The following is a 19,970-nucleotide window of genomic DNA, read 5'->3' as shown; positions in this document are numbered from 1 at the left end:
TTGCATAAAGATTTCGTTGATAAATATGATTTTAAAGTTGGCGGTGGTCTTAAAATATTAAATGGTAAGTTAAGGGCAAAGATTATTGAATCAATTTTTGGACAACAAAAGGGCGTAAAACTTATAAAGGATTCTAAATATTACGCTCTTTATAAACTTTCTGATTTTTATTTCTTTCCCCATATTTACCCCTCTGCCTCCAAGGCAATTGTTTACGACAACTTGGATACAATGGTTGATAAATTAGAAGCAAATTCCTTTGATAATCTACCCCTTTTAATTAACAAATCCCACTTAGAACTAAATTTGTCTAATTTAACCCTGTCCCAAACACTTCCAACCATTACCTTCCATAAAATCAATTCTACAAAATATGAAGTAAAAGTCGAAAATGCCACGGCTCCTTTCTTTTTGGTGTTTTCTGAGAGTTATCATCCAAAGTGGAATGCATACATAAAGACAGAAAATGTTAGATGTGAAACTGAAAAAGAAAAAAGGGAAATTATTGCAGAATATCCGAAGATACATGTGAAGGAAGCAAGGCATGAAATGAAGTTTACCCCTAAAGATATTTCCTATTTATTCAAAAAACCGCTGTCTGAAAAAAATCACCTATTTGTAAACGGCTATGCTAATGCGTGGTATATAGACCCAAAAGAGATCGGCACTCAAAATTTTAGCATTACTCTCTATTTCTGGCCACAAAGCCTGTTTTATCTTGGACTTTTTATTTCAGGAAGTACTTTACTGGGATGTTTAGGATATCTTGGATATTTATGGTTAAAAGGTAAAAAGGCAAAGGTTAAGAGGAATAATATACGATGATAGTATTAACTAGTTAGCCATGAAAACAAAACTTATTCCCCCTGCTGTCCTATTAATTATCCTTGCAGGGATGTCCCAGCTAAAGTACCTGTCTTTACACTCAGCCATTTGTGATTTGGGGATATTTTTTGCTCATTTTTATAATTTTGTACATAATGAAGAATGGTGGCGTCTTTTTTGGGGTCATGCCCAGCCGCTTATATCTCTATGTGCCACTGTGTATAATGCTTTGCCAGGAAACCTTGGGCCTCTAGCGATTCTTCTACTTCAAGCGTTTTTTCTTGTCCTGCCGGGAGTTTGGTTACAAAGAAGATTTGGATGGCTTTCTTTTCTCGCTTTTGCCCTGTATTTTCCTCTCTGGTTTAATGGTCTCTTTGACTTTCACATGGACCACCTATCAGTCCCTATTTTATTCTGGTTTTTCTTTTTGGCGGAGGATAACAGGTTTTGGCTCAGCCTTATTCCTGCTCTTCTTCTGGTATTGCTCAAAGAGCCATTTGCCTTGCAAACTGCGGCCTGTGGGGTGTTCCTCATCTTAAAACTATACTTTTCAAGCTCTGCTTTTCCTCGCAACGTATCCCAGCGTTTATCATGTTTGCCAGGTCTGCTTCTTATTCTTTTTGGACTTGGCTATTTTTATTTTATTACCAATTTTGTTCTTTCCTATTTTACTCCTGATGGTGGCAAAGGTGGGCTTGATTCTTCTGCATTTGCTTGGATGGGTAATGGTATTGGAGATATGCTTGTCTTTATCGTCAGCCATCCTTTGGTGATTATTAAAGAAATCTTTGGCTCAACAAGAAAAGTTACTTATCTTCTAGCCTTGTTTGGCTCTCTTGGATTTATTTCCCTTTTAAAACCTCTTTATCTGATCCCTGCCCTGCCCATATTGGGTCTTTCACTTTTGTCCAGGTTAGATAATTATTATGGTCTTGGGCATCATTATACTGCAGGCCTAATCGCGCCAATGATTATGGCCTTTACTATGGGGCTGCCAACAGCTAGGAGATTTTGGGGAAAATTGGGACTAAACAAAAAGTCATTTATCTTCAGCTTGTGTGCGGGCCTTTTGTTGGCCCACATACTTCTCTCTCCTTCGCCCATTTCCCGCCTTTTCTGGACGAACAAGGTGTGGAGTTACACAGCATCCGCATACTTGCCCACAGCACGAGACAGGATGATTAAAAGTGCTTTGGAACAGTATATTCCGAGGAATCCGGAGACAACAGTTTCCGTGCAAAACACGATCAATTGGTCAATCCTTGTCGAACGAAATACTTTGCTTGTTTTTCCTAGGGGAGCGCTGAAACCAACAAGATATCCGGATTTAAAGAACCGGACCTTCAGTGGTTTTCTTGACTTTTTAAAGACACGCACCCTCCCCCAGACAGCTTATTTGGAAATTCAGGCAGACTATGTGGTTTTAGACATGAAGCGTCCATGGTTTATTGGAGACAAAGGATGTGATTGGCTTTATGGAAAGTGTCAGGACCAGGAGGCGGCCAATCGTTTTTTGGAATTAGTTGATAAAGTTAAAGAAAGATACGAGGTTGCCTTTGCAAAAGACGGTTTTTGGATTTTTAAGAGAAAGGTTTAATGTTCAATGTTTTACGTTGAAACTGGTGGGAAAATGATAATTGAAAGATTTGAAGACATTGAGGCTTGGAAAGAAGCTCGGCTTTTGGTTAAAGATATATATGAATGTTTTACAGATATAAGAGATTATGGTTTCCGAGATCAAATTCAAAGGGCAGTTATTTCAATTATGCCAAATATGGCAGAAGGATTTGATCGGGGAAGTAATAAGGAATTTATTCAATTTTTAATAATTGCAAGAGGATCAGTTTCGGAGGTCAAAAGTTTAATTTATGCCGCATTAGATGTTGGTTATATAGATAATGAAATTTTTAACAAATTTTCTAAACGGTACATTAAAATAACAAATTTAATAAATGGCTTTATTCGTTATTTAAAAAATTCACCACGGAAAGGATGAAAATTATGTTCAAGGTTCAAGGTTCGAAGTTTGATGTTTAATGTTCAATGTTTGAGGTTTGATGGTTATTTATATTTTTGTGTAGTAAATTTATAGAATATAAAATAAAAACCTATGGATTTAGTTATGTAGTGTTAGCTAATGGATAATACGCCAAAATTATTGACAATTTGCAAAAAAACTATCATTGTGTGATAATACCCTCAAAAAACATTGAACCTAGAACGTTGAACATAGAACAATGAACAAGTTTTTCCGCAACAATATTCTCGTTCTTCTTTTAATGAATTCGGGCAATGTATTTAACTACTTGTTTCAAATAGTAATAGGGAGGAGTTTAACCCCTGAAGAATTTGGGGTTTTTAATGCCCTTAATTCCCTTACCCTTTTAGCCTCTGTTCCTATTGCAGTAATTCCTTTTGTATTCTCCAAGGTAACTGTACAACTCAGTTTGAACGGGTTGAGTCAGATTCGAAGCCTTTTCTGGAAAAGCATTAAATGGTTGGCTCTTATTTCTTGTGCAGGGTTTAGCGTGGGACTTTTGGCCTTGCCAGCAATTAAAGGGTATCTTCATATTGACTCGTTTGTTCCAATACTGATTATCCTTGTCCAGATATGTCTATCTCTTTTTCGCCCGGTTAATATGGGCATTCTGCAAGGCTTGCAGCGGTTTTTGGGCTTTGGTCTTGCTGGAACCCTGACCTCTATTGGTCGTTTGCTAGGTGGAGTTGCCCTGGTTTTTTTTCTCGGTTGGGGAGTCAATGGAGCCCTGCTTTCGGGTTTAATTGGGGTTGTTCTGACAATACTGATCAGTTTGCTCTTCTTAAAAGATATTGTTCATGGAACAAAGGCTTCGCTTCCTTCTGGTATATATAAAGGCATGGGCAAATACGCTGTGCCGGTATTTTTCAATACTTCTATTGTTATGGCCCTGGGTAATCTTGATCTTGTTCTAGTGCGACATTATTGCCTGCCTGCCGAGGCCGGACTTTATGCTACTGCTGCCGTTCTGGGCAGGATAGGCTTTTTTCTGCCCGGCGTTTTGGTTATGGTATTGTTCCCTGCCGCGGCCAAAGCATATAGCGCTGGCAAGCATGACAACCAGTCTCTTTGGACAAGTTTGGGATTAACAGCGCTCCTTAGCGGGTCTTTTGCTTTGGTTTGCTCTTTATGGCCAGCCCAAATTATCAGCCTGCTTTTTGGCTCGCACTATGCTCCTGCTGCTGAACTGTTCCGGCTGGTAAGTATTTCAATGTCAATACTTGCCTTGGCCAATGTTTTTTTTGTCTTTTTTCTTGCTCGTTGCGATTATGGATTCTTGTGGATTCAGGGCATGGGCCTTGGGTTATTGCTGCTCTTAATCCTTATGTTTCATGAGCATGCCATCCAGATTGCATGGAGTCTTCTGTTTGCAATCGTATTTATTTTTTTGGCAACAACAATCTATTTTTTTCTAAAAGACAAAAAGAATGGCTGTATAGTTAATGAGCAATGCGATGTATAAAAAGCAGCTAAGCGTTACTATTTATATCCTGGTTTACATTTTATTTACTGCTGTAACGCATGCAGGAGTTAAGGAAGAAAATAATGTATTTTTTTCACTGCCGTTACAAGAAAATCCCAGTATTACTTATGTCAAGGAAATTAAAGATGGCAATTTTTTTCTTGATAAAGATGATGAATTCACAGTCAAAGCATTTGTAGCGCCAAAGAAAGTTAAACATTTTGTGTTTGAAGGCAAGTCCTTGCTTGCCAGTTCTGATACGGTGTTATGTTCAAAAGATAACTGCACAAAAAATTGGTCTTTTGATTTGTCTAATAGGCCATTATCAATCGTTGAGTTTCCTCGATTCCGCATAAACTACAGAAAAATATTGCCCAAAACGCCTGTTCAGGTTGAAACCAAAATAATGGTGGATACCAATGGGGATAATAAAACTGACGTGGTATTTAGCGGTGGCTTTGAATCCGCGTTAAAAGAAACTAAAGTTATTGATTGGGGCGAGGTTATTTTCAAGCCCAAAGACAATATTTATCGGTTTAAAAGAGAATTGGGGATTAAGCCTGATGCGATTTGGCGATACATACAGGATGGGGAAAATTTAATTCTGCAGACGCAAATTAAAATTATGTTTGCTGATACGCAAGTGATTAAATTTTTTATGCTCCCTAATTCTCCAGATATTAAAGTTGATCTTGGTTTAAAAAAAAGTAGGTTTTCGCCAAGGCATAAAATTCCTTTTGAAAAGCTGCGTCCTCGATGGGAGAGAAGAAAAGATTTACGTGTGTTGACCCTGGATCTTGGTCCGGTTTTAAAAGATATATCTCGTGATGAGCTAATCTATATAGAGCCAATAATATATATAAAAACATCAAGGGAGGCTTTTTTTGAAGCAAACCCAAACCCTTTGAAACGTATTGTTTTTTACAGAAAAGACGCTTCAAAGATAAAACTCGGTACTATCTCGCCAGTTACCTCTGAGCATGGACAGGATGCAAGCTTGGATTTTGATCTAGAAGCAGGTTTAGAAGAACTTGGTATCTTTGAGGAAGGGAGAATTATTAATGTTACAGTTAATGCCTCCATACAAGGCCCCCAGGTAGTTGAACTCAAGGACGTGCTTGTTGGTGATCTTGTTAAAAAGGAATTGCCTGTAATTCTTGATCAGCCTGCAAGAGAGCTTGAAAATTTTATAGGACGGAAGGCTCATTTTCTGGATAAAGAGAAAGTAATTTTTAAAATGCAGCCCCTAATTTATAGGGAGGTTCAGGATTGTAAATCGCTTGACATTATACAAAATAAGTATGTTGTTCAGGGACAGTTGTATGCATTTTCTACGGCCAGATCAGGAAAAATTTCAGGACAAAGAGTAGATATAAATATTGATTATTTGTCTCCGACTAAAGAAAAAAGAAAGAGACTTAAAATTGCCTTGCCACTGAATAATGTTACTGTGCCTTTGGAGCTTCCAAAGCAAGCGATTGTAAACGGGATAACACTAGATACAGGGCAGATTAAAGATGGTATAAACGCGAGTATCGCTTTTTTTGACTTGGTCATAAAGGAAGTGAAAGAGGATCCTGATTATCGACATGCATGTTGGTGGGAAAAGGAGGCAGTGCTTCCTCTTTTACCTGAATTGCCAGAGAGTGGAGTAATATTAAATAATGGGAAAGTTTTTATATGGACTGATCAGGTACGAACTTTAAATTTTTTATTGCCCCGAGAAGAATTTTATAAACCTTTGCAATTTTATCTAACCTACGACAATCCTTTTCTTTTAAGCGAACTAAAAAACGCAAAAAAAAACATCCCTATTTTGGGGGGACACAATGAATTGGCCGGAATCAATATCTCCAGGGATGCCAGCTTAGCAATACGGTACACCGGACAACAAAAACTATTATCCTTTGATATCCCCAGGTTAAAGGTTTTTGGATTACGCAGGACTCCAAAAGAAATTCTAGCGGACCTAGTCATTCGCCTTGATGATCAACCCAGCCCTCTCTCTTTTGTAAAGCTTCCCCGGCCTGAAGGGGAATGGATTGAACTAGGGACCATAGCAATCAAGCAAGGATATCACACCATATCTGTTTCTAGCTCAGATTTTTTCTCAGTAAAAAGTCTTGTTTTTGAGGCAAAGGGCTACCATAATTTTCCACGACAAGATAACCCTCTAACTAGGCAAAAAGATTCATTTTCCGGCCGGATCATTTCGCTTTTCATGAAGCTCTTGATTCTGGCCCTGGGGATTGTTGTGCTGTATAGATTTCGCGCTTTTTGCTTGAAAGCGTTTCAAATTATAATAGGTCCTATTCAAAAATTTTATTGGAGTTTACCGGAAAAATGGCTCTTTTTTACGTGGTTATTTTTAGCCCTATTTCTATACACTCTCGGAGTGCTGATTGCTACGGGGAGAGAAAATTATGGGTTTACCTGCGGTAGTATAGCCCTGGTTTTTGCTTATTGGCATTTGGAGAGGCTTTTGCGGCCGTGGATGAAACGAAAGTTCCCTAAGATTTTTGAATATGTATATCGTGGTCGCGGCACTCCTTTTTTTGCTGGGGCTATTATACTTTTGGGTTTGACGGCCTTTTTATTGACTTTGGGTCTTGAGCCTCTGGCTGAACAAATAGCGATTATAGTTTATTATTGTCTTGTTGTAGGAGTTGTAGGTGAAATTTGTGATTTGAGAAAAGAAGCAGAATCTGATTAGTTGATTTAACTTTCTGGCTCGAATTTTGTTATATTATTCAATGGGTTATAATTTATATTTTGTCTTGGTGTCACTTTTGCTATAAAATAATACAAACGTTACCCTTCGCAATGCGAAGGGTAACCTCATGACATGCTAAGCTTATTCCTGAGATTTTTCGCTTCGCTCAGAATAACAGCGCGGAAACAACTAATCCTGAAAGGAACTACCGAGACTTTACATTGAACCCATTGAACTTACTGCTAATAATCCAACTCAAAAAATTGATTTAGTTGATTGAATGAATTTTAATAATAAAACATTTTGTTGGGCAGGAGCGAGTTGTTTTCTAATAAGTTTTTCTTTTTTAAAAGGCCTATCAGGTTTGAAAAAATATATATAGCCTTGGGTGGACAGTGGTTAGCTACCCTCTACACTGCCGGAATAGGGATGCTGCTGACGTTTACCCTGGGCCGCGTGTTAGGGCCCAAGGCCTTTGGCGTTTATAGCTTTGTTTTGAGCCTGGCCTCTTTATATTTTATCTTACAGGAGGGAGGCTTTACTACATTAATTTTTCGTGAAGGCACTGCAGCGAGCCCTGAATTGGGCCATCACAAGGATCGGATTTTGTCCATAGCCTTGGGACATCTTCTTTTGACCACTTTGGGTGGTTTTTTTTTGTCGTTATCTCTTCCTATTTCTGACCGTTATTCACTATGCGTCGCTATATTATGTTTTGCTGGCGTAGCTTTAAGCAATTTTATTTCTGCTGTTTTAAAGGCTCAAAATCGGTTCGCAATAGAAGGACTGTGGCGGATATTCCTGCGCACTTGTACTGCTTTATGTATGTTCTTTGTCCTATTTCTGGGGATTCGCAACCCTTTTTTTCTGTTTGGGGCATGGGGACTTGGCCTTCTTGCGGCATTTTCGCTTCCCTATGCCAGGAGGATGTGGCAAAAACCTTCATTTCACTTTTCTCTTGACATATATTCGCCAAGTCTTTCGTTTCTTGTTATTGGTGCGGCAACCACCATTTACTTTAAAGTGGACATAATACTTTTGAGATATCTGGGAATTGAAACGGCATGGGTAGGTTATTATTCTGCAGCTTATAGACTCTTGGAAGGAATGGTCTTGTTAGTGACTCCAGTTGCCCATTTATGTTTTCGTCAGCTTCGCCTGCACAGGCTGGATGGGCAATATTTTAAAAGGATGTTTATTCTTATGCTTGGCGGAATGAGTATTTTGGGTTTGTTGATTGTTATTACAGGCCTTTATTTCGGTTCTTATTTTATTCATATTGCTTACGGTCAGAGTTACACTCCTGCAATACCACTTTTTAAGTGGCTTCTTGTAGCTGTCTTTTTTATCTTTCCCAATTATATTTTGACACAAAGTGCTATCGCCATTAACCGCGAAGGCTATTATGCGCTTATGGCAGTATGCGCAGCTATCCTCAATGTTGGTCTCAATTTATGGCTGATTCCGCAATATGGGGCTGTTGGAGCTGCCTGGGCAACAATTGCCACAGAATGTTTTTTGGGACTGGGCTTAGGCCTATTTTTTCTCAGATGGTATAGGCAGAAAATGGGATAGCAATCAATGGCTGAAAAGATTCGCTTGATTGTAAATGCCTTGCCTTTAGTTACTGTTCGTTCTGGTATTGCTCGATATGTACACTGTCTTTATAGGCAGCTGGAAAGAGATTATGGACATAGTTTGGATATCGGATATTTTGACGGGAAGAATGTTAGCAAGACAATGCCTGCCCGCGCCGCAGACCCTCGAAAAAGAGGGAAAGTCCTGTCCTGGTTTTGGAGGTTGCCCCCACGCCTTGCTCTTCAGGTTCGTATAGCCCAGCACATGAAAAGAGAATTTTTCTTCCAACGTGCAGCCAAGAATTATGATGTTTACCATGAGCCACTTTTGATCCCTTTTCTAACAAAATCTCCGATAAAGACCATTTTTACCATTCACGATCTTTCCATTGTGCATTATCCACAATTTCATCCCAAAGAAAGGGTAATGTTTGTCAATCGTTTCCTGCCGCAGCGAATTGGAGTTGTAGACCATTATTTAACTGTTTCAAAATTTACAAAGGCATGTGTTCAAAAGCACTTTGGAATTGTTGGCGATAATGTCTCTGTCACACCTTTAGCTCATGATGCTTCTACATTTTATCCTAGGCCGGAAGGGGAGATCAGAGAAATGCGAGAGCGGCTTAAGCTGCCTGAGCAATATTTTCTTTTTGTTGGCAGCGGAGACCCGCGTAAAAATGCAGCCATTATACCTAAAGCTCTCCAGATTACAAAATCAGGTATTGCTTTGGTCTTTGCTGGTTGGTCTGGTTGGCATGACCATGAGCTTGTGAAGGATGATCAGTGTATTTCTTTGGGATATGTAAGTAATGAAGATTTGGCCAAGCTTTATTCGGGTGCGCTAGCCTTGATCTTTCCAAGTATTTACGAGGGATTTGGGTTGCCATTATTAGAGGCCATGGCCTGCGGTTGCCCTGTAATCACAACTAACAAGGCAAGTTTACCTGAAGTTGCAGGCAACGCTGCACTGTACTTAACCGATCCACAAAATCCCAAAGAATTGGCAGCCTTGTTGCGTGAAGTTATTAAGCCGGATGTCCGCCAACGACTTTTAAACAATAGTAAAAAAAGAGTATCTCAATTTTCCTGGGAAAGTACGGCCAAGAAGACCTATGAAATAATTAAAAAGTTATGTAGTTAACCATGCAAACTTCTCTCGTTATCCATGATAATTTTAAATTCCCAGGAGGTGGGGAGCGGGTTGCTGTAACTCTAGCCAGGGGCTTTCGCGCTGAATTATGGTCTGCATCTGTACAATCTGAAAATTTTCCAAAAAGTTATTTTGATGGGCTTGAACCAAAAAGCTTATCTTTGCTTGATAGAATCCCCTTTAGAGTTTTACCTTCCGATATTTTGCAAGATTGGCTGTTATTTGCCCATTTTCCAAAGAAAAAGGCAAAACTGACTTTTTTCAGTGGTTTTCTGTCACCGTTAGCCCACAAGCGAATAATTGGCCCTAAAATATTATATTGTCATTCGCCTCCACGAATTTTATACGACAAAAGAAACTTTTACTTAGAACAATGTTCTTTGCTAAAAAAGCCCATTTGGTTAAGCCTCTTGTTCTTATATAAAAAGGCGTATGAAAGAGCCATAAAGGATATGGATTGTGTGCTTGCCAATTCTCAAAATGTGGCCAACAGGCTAAGAAAATATTTAAATATGCAAGTCCAGGTGGTGTATCCACCTTGTGAGACTAAAAAGTTCAAGCATCTGGGGTATGGGGATTATTATTTATCAACAGGCAGGCTTGATCAGCTGAAACGGGTCGATTTGATAGTAAAGGCCTTTTTGAAAATGAGAGATAAAAAACTCGTGGTTGTTTCTGGGGGGCCGTATTTTAAAAGGATTAAGCAGATGGCAAACAATGCGGATAATATTACATTTCTGGGCTGGGTGGGGGAAAAGAAGCTGAGAAGTTTGATTGGTAATTGTATCGCCACTATTTATATCCCCATGGACGAGGACTTTGGTATCTCGCCGGTGGAGTCCATGGCGGCTGGTAAGCCTGTACTTGGAGTCAAAGAAGGTGGAATATTGGAAACAGTCGTGGATGGGAAAACCGGAATTTTATTGCCCCCAAACCCCGGAATTGAGGATGTCATAAAAGGAGTGAAGTCTTTAACGCCAGGCTTGGCTGCAGAGATGCGCTCCTCATGTGAAGAAAGAGCTGAACTTTTTAGTATAGATTGCTTTGTAAAGAGAGTAAAAGCCATTGCAGGTAAGTTTACCAACTAAGTAATTAAAAGGATAAAAGGCTAAGAGGTTAAAAGGTTAAGAGGCACAGGTTAGATATGAAAGTTGCCCTTGTACATTACTGGCTTGTAGGCATGCGGGGTGGCGAAAAGGTCCTGGAGGCTTTGTGCGACCTTTTCCCTCATGCCGATATCTTTACCCATGTCTACGATCCTGATGCCATATCAGATACAATAACAAAACATACTATCAGGACAACTTTTATTCAGAGATTGCCTTTTAGCAAACGCCTTTATAAAAAATATCTTCCTTTGATGCCTTTGGCTTTGGAGCAGCTGGACCTCACCGGTTACGATCTGGTTATTAGCAGTGAATCGGGCCCGGCCAAAGGAGTGATTACGCATCCATCCGCTAAACATATCTGCTATTGCCATACGCCAATGCGTTATCTGTGGGATATGTACCATAGATATCGCAAAGAAGCGGGACATGTGACCAGCTTGCTCATGCCTTTTTTTTCTCATTACTTGCGCTTATGGGATCAAACCTCAGCATCAAGAGTGGAGCATTTTATAGCAAATTCAAGCCATGTGGCCGCGCGGATAAAAAAATATTATCGTCGCGAGGCTCAGGTCATACACCCGCCAGTGAATACTGATGATTTCTATCAAGTAAATGAGACTGGTGAGTATTATCTATTTGTTGGTCAATTGGTGGGATATAAACGGGCCGAATTAGCGATACAAGCTTTTAATGTCTTAAAAAAACCTCTGGTAGTTATTGGGGAAGGAGAGCAATATAAAAAATTACAGGCTATGGCAGGCTCTAATATAACCCTTATGGGGCAACAGCCATTTTCTGTCCTCCAAGATTATTATGCGAGGTGTAAAGCCCTTATTTTTCCAGGTGAAGAAGATTTTGGCATCATTCCTGTGGAAGCGATGGCTTCGGGAAGACCAGTTATCGCTTATAAAAAAGGTGGAGCTTTGGAGACTGTTGTTGATGGTAAAACAGGCATTTTTTTTGATGAGCAAAGTGTTGATGCTTTGATAGATGCAGTAATTAGATTTGAAAAAATTAAGCATGAGTTCTGCCCTGAAACAATAGTATCTTATGCTAAAAAGTTTGATGCTAAAATTTTTAAAAAAAACATATTAGATTTTATTAATACTGTAATAGAAGAGCAGATTTAAAGAGATGTCCGTAATGAAGAACAGATACTCTTGTTTAATGCCAGTGGCAATGCTTTTCTCTGACACAGTGGCCCTTTTATGTGCTGGCGCAATAAGTGTATGGCTTCGCTATATATTTAACGGTCAGTTTCAACTTTCATTTTACTGGCAAATGTGGCCAGTCTTAATTTTTTTCTTAAGCGTATATGCCTTTGCCGGTTTATATCCAGGCGTACTTATCAGTCCTCCGGAGGAATTAAAAAAACTAAGTCTGGCCAGCTCATTATGTTTTTTGGCTTTGGCCGCTGTTACTTTTATGTCTCGTCGAGCCGAGTTGTATTCTCGAGGGATATTTTTAATGGCGTGGTTTTTAGTACTTTTTTTGGTGCCAATTTTTCGGGCTGGAACGCGAGAGATTTTTAGTAAAAAAGCCTGGTGGGGGTTCCCTGCCGTGGTGTTTGGGGCCGGTAAAACCGGAGGCATGATTGTACATACTTTTCAACTGAGACCAGGGCTAGGAATAAAACCCGTTGCAATTGTTGATGACGACTCAGAAAGGCAAGGGGAGAATATTCATGGAATAAAAGTTGTCGGAGGTTTGGAAGAAGCGGTTAAACTGGCCCAAAAAACGAAAAATCTTATAGCAATTATGGCTATGCCGGGGGTGGGCAGAAAGAAGTTACAAATGATCCTTGAGAAATATGCACAAGGTTTTAGGCGCATTGTCCTTGTCCCTGACTTGTTTGGTGTATCTACTCTTTGGGTTTCGGTACTGGATTTGGGCGGTATATTAGGGTTAGATTTACGCCAGAACCTGCTTGACCCAAAGCGTCGAAGGCTAAAACGGTGTGTTGATTTGGCTATTGTTATAAGCAGTGGCGTGTTGGTCCTTCCTCTTATGCTTTTTATTGGTTTAGCCATCAAACTGGATAGCAAAGGCCCTGTTTTCTACCGTCACAAGCGAATTGGTTTGGGTGGGAGAGAAATTTATATCTGGAAATTCAGGACTATGTTTCAAAATGCAGATGAACTGTTGAAGGAGTATTTAAGAAAAAGACCGGATTTACAGCGAGAGTGGGAGATGTATCAAAAGCTTACTAATGATCCCAGGGTGACTAAGATAGGTAGATTTTTACGCAGAACAAGTCTGGATGAATTGCCTCAATTGTGGAATGTTTTAAAGGGGGAGTTAAGCTTGGTGGGACCAAGGCCTATTATTCGGGATGAAATTAAAAAGTACAAGGAAGCATTTGAACTATATAAAAAAGTCAGACCCGGGGTAACAGGTTTATGGCAGATTTCAGGCCGAAATGAAACTACTTATGATGAGCGGGTAAACCTTGATGTTTATTATATTCGCAATTGGTCTATATGGTTTGATATTTATATTTTAGTCAGGACTCCTATCGAGGTGCTCCGTTGCAGGGGAGCCTATTAATTAATGTATACTTCCCAAAGTTTTTTTATTTTTTGTACTCTTTTATTTTTTTTACCTCTTCACTTCTCCCAATACAAGCTCCAATCAAAATTCCTAGAATTGAAAAGGCCATGCCCAGCCACCAGGTTCGAAAAAAATTATGAGCGCTAAAGGCTGTGGCCGTGTAGCCAAGAAATGAACTCCAAAAAAAAGAAGTGATTATCCAATAGGTTTTTTGCTTAGTTTGAAGCCCTTTACGGATTCGCTTTAAGGACCAGGTTAAATAGGCGCTAAAAAAGAAGAGAAGCAAACTTAAACCGACAATCCCTGTTTCACAGGCGAATTGAATATAGATGTTGTGCGGATGAGGTATCCCAAGGCTATGATATTTTGGCACAAGGCCTAGCGATCTGAAGCCGGGATTATAGCCGTTAATTCCTACTCCAAGAAGAGGATAGTGTTTGAATACCTCGATTCCAAAAGGCCAAAGCTCTTTTATTCGTCCATCATTTAATATTTGCTGAAACGATGTCCTCTCCGGGCCAAAGAATAATGCCCAGACAAGAATTGCGCAAAAGGCAAGAGTTTTCCTCCAGGAAAAACCTTTAAAAAGAAAAATTAGGGCTACACAGGCTGTAAAAAATCCTACATAGCCGCTTCTTGCTTTGGCTTCAAGCAATAGAAAAATTCCGGGTGCCAGGACCAAAGAGGTGAGGATGAGTTTTTTAAATTTTGACCACTTGTCAGGCAAAAGAATGAATAGAGCCAGACTAATGGGAAGAACTAGGGACATTAAATTGCCAACGCGAAAAGTACTTAAAGAGCCTGTCAGACGCCCACCCATAATCTTTGTCCCTTTGATCAAATCAGTCCCGGAAAAGTATTGATATACTCCATCCAGACCTTCATAACACCCCATGATGGCAAACAAGGTTACTAGAATTTTTAAATCTTTTAGCCCTCTGACAAACTCCATACCTACGAAAATTAGAATAAATGCCTTGTGTAAATTTGTTCGAATTCCATACCAACTAGTCTCAATGTCTATACTGTGAAACATTTTGAAGATGAGAAAAGCAAAAAAGAGAAAATAGATCCATTTAAGTTTAAAACGTTTTAAATTAGAATTATTATAATCCAAAATATAGTATGGTATGAGTCCGGCAAGAGAGATTATAGCTCCTATTTCCCTTAAGGCGATTCCGATAGGAAAAAAAAGGATGTAAAAACAAAATCCAAAACGCATGAGTTGAAAAAAAACTCTGGCCCATGCTTCCCTGCTAGGTGGATAATATTTTTGAAAGATTTTTGTACACAATAATATGTTCATGACTTATGCTTTTAGTCAGATTTTATATTTAATGCAACACGTTGTTGGGGGTATTAGATAAGGGCTTGAATTTGTTGCCCCTTAATCATTGCTCCTCAAAAGGTTTGCGTGAGTCTGGGGTTAAATAAAAATGGATGTTAAGGAGGGGAATCGGGTAGGATTTGAGTGGGAGACTGTATGAATTGGGGGGTGAACTGAGTAGTTGAGTGGGGAGAGTAGGGTGGAGATGGGTGATAGAAAATAACTTTTGAGACTTTAGAAGCCTGGAAAAATGCAAGAGAGCTTAAGGAAACAATTTTCTGAGTTCTGCAAAAAATTGCCTTCAGATGAAAAATATAGATTCAGATAACAAGAGCAGCTTGATCCGTAACAGCAAATATTGTGGAAGAGTATGGAAGATTTCATTATCAAGAAAATATTCAACACCTTACTCTCCCCACTCAACTACTCAACCACTTACCCAGACTCTTTTTCCAGGCAAAGTTTTGCATATGGAAATGGTTCGAGACAGCGGTTTATGACTCCCTGGATGAAGGAAATGGTCAGGCCATAGTTGGTAATGGGCACGCCTTTTTGCTGGGCTTTATAGATGCGTGTTAGCATCTCGCGACGGTTTAAAACACAAGCCGCGCAATGAATGATGAGCTTGTATTCTTCCAGGTTTTCAGGAAAATTTCTGCCTGCGCAAACATCACAATTTATTTTCCCCCCCACATATTGCTGGAGCCAGCGAGGAATTTTTACCCGGCCAATATCATCGGCCAGGGGATGATGAGTACAGGCTTCGGCAATCAGGAGTTTGTCTCCGGGTTTAAGCTGTTCAATAGCTTTTAGCCCGCGTGCAAAAGCGGCTAAATCTCCTTTAAACCGGGCCATGACAATGGAGAAGGTGGTTACCCAGACATCTTTTGGAGTATCGGCCACAGTTTTTAAGACACATTGGGAGTCGCAAACAACCACTTTGGGTTTGCGATTCAACCGCTGCAAGGCATCTCTGAGTTCTCGTTCCTTGACAACCATGCAATAGGCATCGTTATCCAGAATGTCGCGAATGGTTTGCACCTGGGGCAGGATAAGCCGCCCCTTGGGGGCTTGCAGATCAATAGGTACGACCAGAATTGCCAACTCTCCTGGTGGAAGCAGGTCCCCTATTAGGGTAGGAGGATTAAACCATTCTTTTGGTGCGGTTTGTAAAAGTAGCTCTTTTAGCTCATTTATTCCTTGTTTTTCTATGGCAGAAACGGGAATAAAAGAAATCTTTTCTTTTTTTAGGCGTTGTTCAACATCCTTAACTAGTGGCGTAACGTCAGTCTTGTTCAAGACCACTACAAAGGGTATTTTTTGCTCGTTTAAAATATTTTTGATTTTTTCTTCGAATTCACCCCAATGATTGGCCTCAGTAATCAGGATTGCTAAGTCAGTACGATCAAAGACTTCCATTGTCTTTTTTTTGCGCATCTCGCCCAGCGCGCCCATGTCATCAATGCCGGCTGTGTCAATAAAGACCACGGGTCCAAGTGGCAAAAGCTCCATGGTCTTTTCTACGGGGTCTGTGGTTGTGCCGGGGGTGTCCGAGACTATGGCTATGTGTTGAGAAGTTAAGGCATTTAAGAGAGAAGATTTGCCTACGTTTCTTCGTCCAAAAATGCCAATATGAAGTCTTAGTCCCTTTGGGGTTTTTTGCACTTTAAAGAGCCTCCCTTTCCTTTACCTAGTCTACGTCCGGTTTCCTCAATTAAATCTTTGGCCAGGTTAAAGGTCACCTTGGCTTTGTTGTTATAAATTATATATTTTCGACCATAGTCTTGAGGGGTGAAATCAGGCATAATTACATTGGCCCCGGCTTGAAGAGCCAAAGTTTGTCCTTGTTCAGGGTCAAGGGTGGCCGTAGCTGTTGTGGCAGGCAGATGAATGTCTTTGCTGGCCAACCGCACGAGGGCAAGCACCTTGAGGGTCAGGTTTAAGTCTCCGGGAGGATGGTCTCTCAGGGGAGTGTCCTTTTGGGGGAGAAATGGACCAATTCCGGCCATATCTGCCTGGAACCTGTGGATAAGCAAGATGTCTTCGGCCAGGTCCTCGATGGTTTGTCCGGGTAGTCCCACCATACACCCCATACCAAGTTCATAGCCAAGGTCCCGGAGGAAGGTCAGAGCAGATAACCGTTCCTCTAAGTTTTTTTCCGGATGTAACCGGGCATAGAGAGTGGGGTTGGCAGTCTCGTGTTTCATTAGGTACCTATCTGCCCCGGCCTTGCGCCAGGAATCAAACTCAGCAAAATCTCTTTCGCCAAGCGACAAGGTAATGGCCACGTCAGCTTCCTGTTTGATCTCCCGCACGATAGAGGCAATGGTCTTTGCGCTATAGGCAAAGTCATCACCGGATTGCAAAACAATGGTCTTGACCCCTTGGCCGGCCATGTCCAGGGCAAGCTGGATGATTTCTTCAGGCTGCATGCGATAGCGCTCAATGTTCTTGTTTTCCTTGCGCAACCCGCAATAAAGGCAACTACGGCAGCAATAGTTGGAAAATTCTATAATGCCCCGGATATGGACATCATCTCCAACATGCTGCTGACGCACCTTGTCAGCCATTTGCATGAGTTGGTTCAGGGGAGTTTGCTCCAGATGAGATATTATTTCTTCTCTGGTCATTTCAGATCGCTGATTCATAAAAAGAAGCTAGGGCAATCGTATCTAAATTTGCTACATCCCCAGGTGTTTTTTATCTAACCGCAGACCCACGCAGACACACACACAGACATTCATGTTCGGCGAGTTTGTCGAACATGAGCTGACGGCCCTTTGGCCCGGTTTTAATAACGACTTTTTATCTATTTACTGGCCCGAAGGGACAGAGCGCCAGAACAGCCAGCAAGTCGCTGGTTGTTCTGGTCTGCGTCCGGTCTGCGTGGGTCTGCGGTTAAAAAGTATGGTTTTCTATTTGCGATACAGATATCCTGTTTATGATTTTATTTCTTTTGATCGATCAACGTAATGAGTATGCAGCAGGTGATGTGCCAGCTCGCTTACGGGTTCTTTCAGGAAATCAGCGTAGATTTGCAAGACCTCTGGGTTTTCGTGGGATTTCCTCAATGGGCAATGTTTATCGTCTGCGTTCAGGCCCGCTGTTCTGGCTTTTATTGTCTTTTGGTTGGTGGGTATGGGTTGTCCGCCACCGCCAATACACCCGCCAGGACAAGCCATGAACTCGATAAAGACGTAATCTTTGAACTCTCCGCCTTCCTTGATGGATTCACATACCTTGCGGGCATTGCTAAGCCCATGAGCTACGGCCACCTTGATTTCTTTGTCGCCTAGTTTGATAGCTGCCTTCTTGATACCATCAAGTGTCCCGAGATCCTCAAACTCCAATTTTTCCAGAGGAGTACCGGTTAGCAATTCATAAGCGGTTCGTAGCGCTGCTTCCATTACGCCGCCTGTGCGGCCAAAGATGGTTGCAGCACCCGTGTACTTGCCAATTAATGGATCAGCCTGTTCTTCTGGCATTTCTTTTAAGTCAATGCCCAACGTTTTCAGAAGCTTACCGCATTCCCTCGTGGTCAGTACATAGTCAATATCCTGGAATGTGCCTTCGGCTTTGCCTTTTTCCATCCAGTATTTAGAGGCGTCGCACAGTTCATCTCTTGCGCGCTCATATTTCTTGGCTGTACAGGGCATAATGGAGACAACGACCATTTTCTTGGGATCAACTCCCAGCTTTTCAGCAGCGTAAGTTTTGGCTACAGGGCCCAGCATTTGCTGTGGAGACTTTGCCGAGGACAGGTTGGGAATAAATTCCGGGTAAAATGTTTCGCAGAATTTAATCCATCCGGGACTGCACGAGGTGAATTGGGGCAGGGCAGGACTTACTTCTTCCAGGGCATGTTCATTTATTGTCAGGCTTTCTGGCAACTCATCCTTGTTTAGGGCACCTGCTTTTACCAGGCGCAAGATAAGCTCTGTGCCTTCTTCCATGATGGTCAGGTCAGCTGTGAAGTTGGTATCCCAGACCTTGTCAAAGCCGGCCTTTCTCAGGGCAGCGTATATTTTATTGGTTATCAGGGCACCTGGCTCAAGCCCGAATTCTTCACCCAGGCTGGCCCTTATGGAAGGTGCAAATTCGACCACGACAAACTTTTCCGGATCTTTGAGAGCTTCAATGACTTCTTTAACATTATCCATCTCCCTGATTGCTCCCAGAGGTCTGGAATAGGGGCAGGTTTCGCAGCCAAAGGTCTCTTTAAATACCTTGACCGCGCCTGTTTCCTTGCCCATTGGACAGGCATGGATGCATTGTCCGCATCGTACGCACTTTGCTTCGTCCACAAGGACTACACCTTTTTCTTTATCAAAAGCGATTGCTTCTGCGGTCTGAACTGTCTTGCAGGTTTCGACACAATTGCCGCAGCGCACGCATAGGTCGGGATCATACAGAATAGATGGAGGCGAAGACCATGCCTCAACCTGCTGGTTTTTTATCTCTTCTCTGGTGATCAACCCTGCATTTTCAGCCTCGCAAACGACGAGTTCCTGTAATCTTTTGACCAGGAAGCAATTGTCCTTTTTCTTTAACCAGTCCAGCCTTTCGTTAAGTTTTTCCTCAAGCAGCTCGGACTTGGTATTAATGACCATGCCCTCTTTGACTGTTAACCCTTTAAGCATTTTGGCGTTGGCTATTCTTCCGTCAACTTCTACGATATTTATTAGCGGACAGTCGCTGTTTTTTATGGATTCAAGTTGATCCAACTCAGTGGGACGCCAATAGGACTTGCCTTCTTTTTTCAGAAGTTCGGCAATAGTTGTATTTTCATCAACCTGAATGTCCTGACCGTCAAGTTTTACCCCTACCTTGTTCATCCCTTTGGTCTCTCCTTTTTTCTTCTTCAGCGGATTGGGACCTAATTTGGTTATCTGCTCTGTATATTCATTCATTACCTCTGCAAACCTGTATCCTTCAGCACCTGAAATCCATTCCAGTCTGAACCGCTCAGGCTCAAAGCCCAACTCGGGCAAAATTTTCTTTATTTCCTTCATGCGTCGGTCTGTCTTGTAATTGCCTTCCTTGTAGTGACAATCACCAAAATGACAGCCGCCTACAAAAACACCATCCGCACCTTTAGCCAGGGCTTCGATAACGAATTCAGTGGCTACAGCACCTGAGCAGGGGACACGGATAAGCTTTGTGTTTGGCGGATATTTGCATCTCAAATTTCCGGCCAGGTCTGCACCTGCATAAGTACA

Annotated in this window: 15 protein-coding genes; 11 read left to right on the top strand and 4 right to left on the bottom strand. The window is 41.2% G+C overall.

Annotated elements, in window-relative coordinates; all coding sequences use genetic code 11:
* The 10 genes from AC3WVG_RS08315 to wbaP form a co-directional block, all read left to right on the top strand.
* The coding region (locus AC3WVG_RS08315; RefSeq protein ID WP_488797678.1) for a hypothetical protein at window positions 1-825 on the top strand (825 nt) is incomplete at its 5' end.
* 19 nt (window positions 826-844) lie between these two features.
* The gene (locus AC3WVG_RS08310; protein WP_488797677.1) at window positions 845-2,422 is read left to right on the top strand and encodes a DUF2079 domain-containing protein; all 1,578 of its coding nucleotides are present in this window, start codon (window positions 845-847) and stop codon (window positions 2,420-2,422) included.
* 33 nt (window positions 2,423-2,455) lie between these two features.
* On the top strand, window positions 2,456-2,821 hold the full coding sequence (locus AC3WVG_RS08305; RefSeq protein ID WP_488797676.1) for a four helix bundle protein: 366 nt from the start codon (window positions 2,456-2,458) through the stop codon (window positions 2,819-2,821).
* Window positions 2,822-3,062: 241 nt separating this feature from the next.
* Window positions 3,063-4,325, top strand: coding sequence for an oligosaccharide flippase family protein (locus AC3WVG_RS08300; protein ID WP_488797675.1), 1,263 nt, complete (start codon window positions 3,063-3,065; stop codon window positions 4,323-4,325).
* Window positions 4,318-7,038: a hypothetical protein gene (locus AC3WVG_RS08295; protein ID WP_488797674.1), complete on the top strand. Its 2,721-nt coding sequence runs from the start codon at window positions 4,318-4,320 to the stop codon at window positions 7,036-7,038. The genes AC3WVG_RS08300 and AC3WVG_RS08295 overlap by 8 nt, the downstream gene beginning before the upstream one ends.
* A gap of 321 nt (window positions 7,039-7,359) precedes the next feature.
* A complete protein-coding gene (locus AC3WVG_RS08290) occupies window positions 7,360-8,613 on the top strand; it encodes an oligosaccharide flippase family protein (protein WP_488797673.1) in 1,254 nt (417 codons plus the stop codon).
* 6 nt (window positions 8,614-8,619) lie between these two features.
* Entirely contained in the window at window positions 8,620-9,756 is a 1,137-nt protein-coding gene (locus AC3WVG_RS08285; protein WP_488797672.1) for a glycosyltransferase family 4 protein, read from the top strand.
* A gap of 2 nt (window positions 9,757-9,758) precedes the next feature.
* Window positions 9,759-10,853: a glycosyltransferase gene (locus AC3WVG_RS08280; RefSeq protein WP_488797671.1), complete on the top strand. Its 1,095-nt coding sequence runs from the start codon at window positions 9,759-9,761 to the stop codon at window positions 10,851-10,853.
* 56 nt (window positions 10,854-10,909) lie between these two features.
* Entirely contained in the window at window positions 10,910-12,004 is a 1,095-nt protein-coding gene (locus tag AC3WVG_RS08275; RefSeq protein ID WP_488797670.1) for a glycosyltransferase, read from the top strand.
* A gap of 13 nt (window positions 12,005-12,017) precedes the next feature.
* Window positions 12,018-13,421, top strand: coding sequence for an undecaprenyl-phosphate galactose phosphotransferase WbaP (wbaP, locus tag AC3WVG_RS08270; RefSeq protein WP_488797669.1), 1,404 nt, complete (start codon window positions 12,018-12,020; stop codon window positions 13,419-13,421).
* 25 nt (window positions 13,422-13,446) lie between these two features.
* Here wbaP and AC3WVG_RS08265 read toward each other — a convergent pair whose 3' ends face one another.
* The 3 genes from AC3WVG_RS08265 to hydE form a co-directional block, all read right to left on the bottom strand.
* A complete protein-coding gene (locus AC3WVG_RS08265; RefSeq protein ID WP_488797668.1) occupies window positions 13,447-14,730 on the bottom strand; it encodes an O-antigen ligase family protein in 1,284 nt (427 codons plus the stop codon).
* 456 nt (window positions 14,731-15,186) lie between these two features.
* Window positions 15,187-16,416 (bottom strand): [FeFe] hydrogenase H-cluster maturation GTPase HydF, encoded by a 1,230-nt coding sequence (gene hydF / locus AC3WVG_RS08260; protein WP_488797667.1) that lies wholly within the window; start codon window positions 16,414-16,416, stop codon window positions 15,187-15,189.
* Window positions 16,392-17,399: a [FeFe] hydrogenase H-cluster radical SAM maturase HydE gene (hydE, locus tag AC3WVG_RS08255; protein WP_488797666.1), complete on the bottom strand. Its 1,008-nt coding sequence runs from the start codon at window positions 17,397-17,399 to the stop codon at window positions 16,392-16,394. The genes hydF and hydE overlap by 25 nt, the downstream gene beginning before the upstream one ends.
* A gap of 94 nt (window positions 17,400-17,493) precedes the next feature.
* On the opposite strand from hydE, the gene AC3WVG_RS08250 reads away from it, so the two are divergent.
* Window positions 17,494-17,724, top strand: coding sequence for a hypothetical protein (locus AC3WVG_RS08250; protein WP_488797665.1), 231 nt, complete (start codon window positions 17,494-17,496; stop codon window positions 17,722-17,724).
* On the opposite strand, the gene AC3WVG_RS08245 is transcribed toward AC3WVG_RS08250, so the two are convergent.
* A partial coding sequence (locus tag AC3WVG_RS08245; RefSeq protein ID WP_488797664.1) for a [FeFe] hydrogenase, group A occupies window positions 17,691-19,970 on the bottom strand: 2,280 nt, incomplete at its 5' end. The genes AC3WVG_RS08250 and AC3WVG_RS08245 overlap by 34 nt on opposite strands.

Source organism: Desulfovulcanus sp. (genome assembly GCF_982781345.1).
The sequence above is the reverse complement of the archived record's forward strand: the minus strand, read 5'-3'. Positions and strand labels throughout refer to the sequence as shown.

What these genes read in the sequence shown, in the direction of transcription:
- AC3WVG_RS08310 (WP_488797677.1), top strand. Translation starts at nt 845, where the DNA reads ATGAAAACAAAACTTATTCCCCCTGCTGTCCTATTAATTATCCTTGCA.
- AC3WVG_RS08305 (WP_488797676.1), top strand. Translation starts at nt 2,456, where the DNA reads ATGATAATTGAAAGATTTGAAGACATTGAGGCTTGGAAAGAAGCTCGG.
- AC3WVG_RS08300 (WP_488797675.1), top strand. Translation starts at nt 3,063, where the DNA reads ATGAACAAGTTTTTCCGCAACAATATTCTCGTTCTTCTTTTAATGAAT.
- AC3WVG_RS08295 (WP_488797674.1), top strand. Translation starts at nt 4,318, where the DNA reads ATGTATAAAAAGCAGCTAAGCGTTACTATTTATATCCTGGTTTACATT.
- AC3WVG_RS08285 (WP_488797672.1), top strand. Translation starts at nt 8,620, where the DNA reads ATGGCTGAAAAGATTCGCTTGATTGTAAATGCCTTGCCTTTAGTTACT.
- AC3WVG_RS08280 (WP_488797671.1), top strand. Translation starts at nt 9,759, where the DNA reads ATGCAAACTTCTCTCGTTATCCATGATAATTTTAAATTCCCAGGAGGT.
- AC3WVG_RS08275 (WP_488797670.1), top strand. Translation starts at nt 10,910, where the DNA reads ATGAAAGTTGCCCTTGTACATTACTGGCTTGTAGGCATGCGGGGTGGC.
- wbaP (WP_488797669.1), top strand. Translation starts at nt 12,018, where the DNA reads ATGAAGAACAGATACTCTTGTTTAATGCCAGTGGCAATGCTTTTCTCT.
- AC3WVG_RS08265 (WP_488797668.1), bottom strand. Translation starts at nt 14,730, where the DNA reads ATGAACATATTATTGTGTACAAAAATCTTTCAAAAATATTATCCACCT.
- hydE (WP_488797666.1), bottom strand. Translation starts at nt 17,399, where the DNA reads ATGAATCAGCGATCTGAAATGACCAGAGAAGAAATAATATCTCATCTG.
- AC3WVG_RS08250 (WP_488797665.1), top strand. Translation starts at nt 17,494, where the DNA reads ATGTTCGGCGAGTTTGTCGAACATGAGCTGACGGCCCTTTGGCCCGGT.